Raw genomic sequence first — 6,132 nt, forward strand, 5'->3', positions numbered from 1 at the left:
AGAAGAAGTGATTTTTTCTTTATTATCTGACTTACCTTTTAAATTAATAGCTTGAAGAACTACTGGAGCATTTTTAGCTTTAACTCTTTTTCTGTGATAAAAGAATTGGCTAGGATTAATATTACGCTCCTTGCAGAATTGTTTTATAGATATTTTCTTATCAAGAGAAAAATATTCTTCTATATATTTTTCCCAAGTATCATTATCTAATTTTATATACATAAGTACCCTCCGAATAAAATTTATATTTTTATAAATTTTACCAAGAGGACACTTCTAATATCTAGATACCAAATCCTTTACGCTTACATATAAAAGTTTTTTTAATTTTCTATAATACGAAAAAAACAGGAACTAATCTATTAGCTCCTGCCTTTAAAAATGTAATTATTTCTTTATTAATTTTACAACAGTTTCTCCATGTGTGGAGTGCTGTGTGTAGACAATATATTAATTAGATGTAGTGTGATTTTACAACTAATTTTTAGGATTACTTATTTCAAAGAATAAACCAAAATTACTATACCTACAAATTGAATTTATATCTTGTTTAATAAAATCCCATGTATCTTTATACTCGCCTTTTACTGAAAAATCACTTTCTGTCATAAAATTTACAAATTCACTTGGATTCTCTATATATCTATCTTCTATATCTTCAGCCAAACTATTTTTTTCTTCTTGAGTCGCATTCTTTATATTATGCAATACATGTTCTAAATTACACGACATATAAAACATATAATAAGGAATTCGTATTCTACCTTTATTTATACTTTGCATAGTACTTAGAATATTAACTATAGTCCTTTTTTTATGATTTCTATTAATAATGTTATCTACATTTTCAGTTTCTATAGTACTATCATTATATAAAATATCAATATTTTTATTCTCAATTATATTGCTATCTGGAATATATGCACCATCTGTATCTATTAAATGAACTATCATATCAATATTAGTATTTAAAAACTTATCTTTTTGCATTGCTTTATCTATACACTTACCAATTTTAGAACGTATATTATCTACTTTAGTAGAATTTTGTGTAGTTATATCTCCATCTACAATAGAAAATACTATACTTTTTTCATCAAAGAGTTCGGTTAGAATACCGTCAAGGGTCTCTTTATCAGAAAATCCCTCAACAATAAAAACAATTACTTTATCTTGACTCATTTTTTACTCCTGCTTTCCTAAAAGCTCTACTAATAGCATAACTTTTTGTTCTTTTATAAATAATTTCATTTTGTCCACCAAGAAATATTTGACGTAAATAGAAATCTCTTAAGTTATTACTATCCTTAACATATTTTAACCTTATATATCTATTTTGAGGATTTGCTGTTGTAAATATTATGTCATACTTATCTAAGACTTCTAATGCTCTAAGATTATGAGATGTAAATATTAATTGACCTTTTGCCTTCTCCTTTAATACTCCCAATAACTCACCTAATAGAAATTCAAAAATTCCTGAATCTAATTCATCAATTACAACACAAATTTTTTCATTATTGTACATTGCAATCAGGGCACTTAATATAGAAATTATTTTTTTTATACCATCTGATTCATATTTTAATGGAATTTTTCCACTTTCTCTTACGGATAATAACTCCAATATATGTCCAACCTCTCCATCTTCCATAAGTTCTTCTTTTATAATTTTTATCTCAATTGTTAACCCTGGTATTAGTGAATTCAAAACAATATTTATTTGTTCTATTATTTTATTTAATATTTCCAATATTTCTTTACTAACTGTATTTGTATCAAATAACCTAATAACAAGCATTCCTCTAGCAATTCCTTTTTTGCTGTCTATCAGAAAATTTAATGGCATAATAGAACTCAAATCAACATGTCCTAAATAATCATTTTTTATTACAAATGACGTAATCGCATAATTTTGTAATGAGCGAAGAATTTCATAATAAAACTCCTCTTCACCTTTAAAGCTCTTTTCCCAAACTTGCATACTACGTTTATTAAAAATGAATGAAGTACTATTTTCTTTAGCAAATTCCTTTGAAACGATTAGATTTGTTTTTTCACCTTCTCTTACAACAATATTGTAATTTTTCATAGGTAAAAAAATCTCCTCTGAATCTTTATCCATATCAAAATTAACAATCCCTCTTGCTGCACTTACTTTTTTAGTATCAAAGTCTATGCTAGAATACTCTAATAATTCTTTGAAAATTTCAACTCTATCCTCATCATTATTGCATCTCAAATTAAATTTATAATTTACTATATATTTCTTTTCTTCTACTTGTATTGAAAATATAAATTTAAAAAAAGCAGAATTAGTATTATAAGACAATAAATTCTTTATACTTTTATCAATCTTTTCTCCAGATAAAATTGTTTTTAAGATATCAATTGCTTCAACCATACTTGTTTTTCCCGAACCATTTTGACCATATATGCCAAGTATATCTGCATCGTATGAATTCGAAAAGAATTTTTTCTTTTTAAAGCTATCAAAATTTATGGTACCATTTGTAACATTTTTAAAGTTTTCAATTTGAATTTCCTGTAATCTTACTATATTCTTCATTTCATTCTCCTCCTACATATATAATAACATTCCAGCTTATGATTTGTAAATCTAATTTCAAGAAACGATATTTTTTATTTCTAAATTGATTTTTGTATTTAATATTATGCACTCTTTATTCATTTTAATACACTTTATATGCAAAATATTAAAAAATAATTGTCATTGCATATTATCTTATCTTCAATAATTTCTCGTAAAATAATAAAAATTAATAGGAGGCTCTAATGAAAACTAATTTAAAATTAAATCTGCTATAGCTAAAGGTATTCAATTTGGTAGACCAAAAAAAGAAATTACTATCAAATCTGATGAATTTGAGTTTCTTTATACCCAATGGAAATCAAAAAAGATAACAACAAAATATTTCAAAGATACTTTAGGATTAAAGTCTAACACCTTCTACAGAAGAATTTCTGAATATGAAAATAAAAAAATCTAGGTACCAATTAAAGGTACCTTTCTTCACTTTCAAATTCATTTATTAGCTTATTTAAAGGATTAGCAATAAAGCTTTTTCTCCACTTTTCTGGAATGATTATTGGATTTACATTCAAATCATTTAAGATAGCTATGTACTTATTATATTTATATCTGTCATACTTTTCTTTAGTCTTACCTAAATCTCTTTTCAGTGATGTATATACCAGAAATTCTCGTAATTCTTCTTTTACAACATCACTAACATTATGTTTATTTATTATATCTATAGCACCCTTTAAAGAATAAAAATCTCCTCTTCCTGTTACCCCTATAACCATCTTTGTCATATAGTTCTTATACATGGTATAAGTTAAGTATGATTCAATATCTCTTTCAACTTCAGCGCTTCTCTTTTTATATCTTGTATGCTCATTTTTAATTTGAGCCTCAAATCTCATAACATCTTTCTCATAAGGTTTTATCTCTTTATTTTTATCCATCCTTTCTACTTCTTTATCATAAAAATTATTGGACCTGCTTTTAGAAAAGAATCTTACTGTATTTCTATACTTATTTATCTTTCTCATGTAATTATGCTTTTCACAAGATTTCTTCAGCAATTTCAAAATCATTGCTCTTTCTTCTTTATCTTTAATTACAACATCAAATCTATAATCTAATCTACTTAAGACTAATTCAAAGTTATCATTATCTACTATATCTTCAACAATCCTTCGTATCCTATAATTTATATCATCAACATCACTTGGTGTAATATCTGCTTTTCCTAATAACTCTATAAAATCCACTACTAAATGTAATCTAGTTAAAATACATTTGCCTACCCTAGTTTTTCTACAAACAATTCTACATCCAGTACAGGTATATACTTTCCTTTCATTCATTTCTTCTATAACTGCTGCATCATGTTCAACATCTAGTATTACAAAAAACTCTCCAGTATGTATCATTTTAATATCCACCTTCACTTTCAAATTCATATTTGCCAAATGATTTATCACTTAAATCCATGTAATCATCAAGCTTTCTGATAAAAATATCAGCAAAATTCCTAGTTATCTCCTCTTCTAAAAGCAATATATAATTGCTCTCTATAACATCGGATATTTTTTCTTTTTATAATGAATTTGTTTTTTTAGATATTTATCCTAGATTAATTCATAATTAATTGCTTTTTATAAAATTTCCTTCTAAAAATCCAGCTAAAATTATAATATTTAATTTTTTACTCTTTTTGTTCGATTTTTTAGGGTTTTATATTTCTTATCACAATATATCTTTCAAAGATAGTGAAAACTTAAAAGTTTTTTAGGGTTTTAATCAAGACTCATAAATATATTTTTAAATTCACTCAAGAATTAGGAGGATATTTAAATGCAAATAGAAAGAATTTTTGACTCAAACTCAGATATATCATTGGAAGGTATTATTGACTCTTTAATAAAAGAGAAAATTGACAAAGAGATAGATAAACTTTATTCTACTATTATGAATCACACTACATCTTCAATGGAAGGAGATGTAATATCATGCTAAGAGATAAAATAATTAAATGCGGTGTATATATAAGAGTATCTAAAAATGTTTTAGAACAAAAAACTTCTCTTGTTAATCAAAGAGAGTTATTTATTCAACATGCAGAGAAACAAGGTTGGGAAATAGTAGACTTTTATGTTGATATAGAAACTGGTACATCTACAAAACGTCCTGAACTATTAAGACTTTTAAAAGATATTGAAGATAAAAAAGTAAATCTTATTGCTGCTAAAGAACTCTCTAGATTAGCTAGAAATGTAGAGTATGCACATAAGATAAAACGAATAGCAGAAACATGTGATACTGATATTGTTGTGCTTGATGGTTCTATAAATACTTTAGAAGATAAAAGCAGTTTATTTGGATTGTATGCTTGGCTATATGAACATGAAGCTCAAGCAACCAGTAATAGAATAAAACATACAATTAGAACCAGAGCAGAACTTGGACTATTTAATGGAGGAACTCCACCATACGGTTATATCTGTAAAGATAGTAAACTATATATTAGAAAAGATGATACACCTAATATAGTCAGAAGAATATTTTCTGAATATATTAGTGGTAAAGGTATAGATACTATTGCAAGAATGCTTTTCAATGAAGATGTTCCAACACCTTCAATGATTGCTGGAAAGAGTAACGCCAATAATAAATGGCATGGTAGCACAGTCAAAAAGATTCTGACTAATCAAGCCTATATAGGAAATATGGTTCAGCTAAAACAAAGTGTTGTTAGTATTATTACAAAGCATAGAAAAGTAAATGATACAGATAAAACGGTTATAGTAGAAAATACTCATGAACCAATTGTTAGTATAGAAGATTTCAAATTAGTACAAGAGTTATTAGTACAAAGAAGTCATAAAAAGTATCATCAATCTTTCCACCTTTTCACTGGAATTATGTTTTGTAATGATTGTGGTAAAGGCATGCATTTTAAAAGAAATAGAAGAGGTTATGTATGTGGAAGTTTTGATAAACACGGTAAAAAAGCTTGTTCTTGCCACATTATTAGAGAAGAGGAACTTTGTAACTTAATTCTTCAAGATATAAGAGGATTTATCAATTCTTTAAATTCAACTTCATATCTTGAAAACTTAAAGAAATCAGTTTCTAAGCATGTTTCAGAACAAGAAAAGGTCATAAAGAACTCTACAAACCAACTTAACAAGTTAAATGCTAGAAAACTTAATGCTCTTCAATTATATACAGATGGTGAAATATCTAAAGAAGACTACCGTCTATTAGTTGATTCAACTAAAGATGAAATATCTAAATTAGAACTTAAAATTCAACAAAGCAAGCAAGCTATAGACAAGCTTACTAGTGATGCTGCCTTAAATGAACTTACTAAGATGAAGAAAGAACTTCTAGACTTTAATGAGCTTACTCCTGATATTTTAAATAGATTCATTAAAAGAATTGAAGTTAAAGAAGATAGAACTCCTATAGTATTCTATAGATTTCCTATGCCTAAGTAGTACATAATCGAGTAGGAGGTAATCAATTATTTTGATTACCGACCTCTCACACCACCGTACGTGCCGTTCGGCATACGGCGGTTCATTAGATTAATTTAT

At 26.6% G+C, this 6,132-nt stretch carries 6 protein-coding genes and 1 pseudogene; 2 read left to right on the forward strand and 5 right to left on the reverse strand.

Translation table 11 applies throughout. The features are described 5' to 3' along the window. From BM384_RS14780 to BM384_RS18570, 5 genes and pseudogenes are all read right to left on the reverse strand, one after another. A pseudogene (locus BM384_RS14780) lies at positions 1-222 on the reverse strand (hypothetical protein); the annotation flags it as partial. A gap of 255 nt (positions 223-477) precedes the next feature. Further along, positions 478-1,182: a hypothetical protein gene (locus BM384_RS14785; protein WP_090014722.1), complete on the reverse strand. Its 705-nt coding sequence runs from the start codon at positions 1,180-1,182 to the stop codon at positions 478-480. Then, entirely contained in the window at positions 1,169-2,569 is a 1,401-nt protein-coding gene (locus BM384_RS14790; RefSeq protein WP_090014724.1) for an AAA family ATPase, read from the reverse strand. The genes BM384_RS14785 and BM384_RS14790 overlap by 14 nt, the downstream gene beginning before the upstream one ends. A gap of 449 nt (positions 2,570-3,018) precedes the next feature. After that, positions 3,019-3,963, reverse strand: coding sequence for a hypothetical protein (locus tag BM384_RS14795; protein ID WP_090014726.1), 945 nt, complete (start codon positions 3,961-3,963; stop codon positions 3,019-3,021). A 1-nt stretch (position 3,964) separates the two neighbouring features. After that, on the reverse strand, positions 3,965-4,090 hold the full coding sequence (locus tag BM384_RS18570; protein WP_278280937.1) for a hypothetical protein: 126 nt from the start codon (positions 4,088-4,090) through the stop codon (positions 3,965-3,967). Between the two features lie 297 nt (positions 4,091-4,387). Here BM384_RS18570 and BM384_RS17785 point away from each other — a divergent pair, with 297 nt between their 5' ends. Further along, positions 4,388-4,549, forward strand: coding sequence for a hypothetical protein (locus BM384_RS17785; RefSeq protein ID WP_175537407.1), 162 nt, complete (start codon positions 4,388-4,390; stop codon positions 4,547-4,549). Next, a complete protein-coding gene (locus tag BM384_RS14800; RefSeq protein WP_090014727.1) occupies positions 4,543-6,033 on the forward strand; it encodes a recombinase family protein in 1,491 nt (496 codons plus the stop codon). Before BM384_RS17785 ends, BM384_RS14800 begins: the two co-directional genes overlap by 7 nt. The last annotated feature ends 99 nt before the right edge of the window (positions 6,034-6,132 follow it).

The sequence above is a fragment of the Clostridium sp. DSM 8431 genome (assembly GCF_900116755.1).
GTDB lineage: Bacteria > Bacillota > Clostridia > Clostridiales > Clostridiaceae > Clostridium.

Bases quoted from the DNA above. Each gene is read 5' to 3' on its own strand.
- BM384_RS17785 (WP_175537407.1), top strand. From the start codon at position 4,388: ATGCAAATAGAAAGAATTTTTGACTCAAACTCAGATATATCATTGGAA.
- BM384_RS14790 (WP_090014724.1), bottom strand. From the start codon at position 2,569: ATGAAGAATATAGTAAGATTACAGGAAATTCAAATTGAAAACTTTAAA.
- BM384_RS14795 (WP_090014726.1), bottom strand. From the start codon at position 3,963: ATGATACATACTGGAGAGTTTTTTGTAATACTAGATGTTGAACATGAT.
- BM384_RS14785 (WP_090014722.1), bottom strand. From the start codon at position 1,182: ATGAGTCAAGATAAAGTAATTGTTTTTATTGTTGAGGGATTTTCTGAT.
- BM384_RS14800 (WP_090014727.1), top strand. From the start codon at position 4,543: ATGCTAAGAGATAAAATAATTAAATGCGGTGTATATATAAGAGTATCT.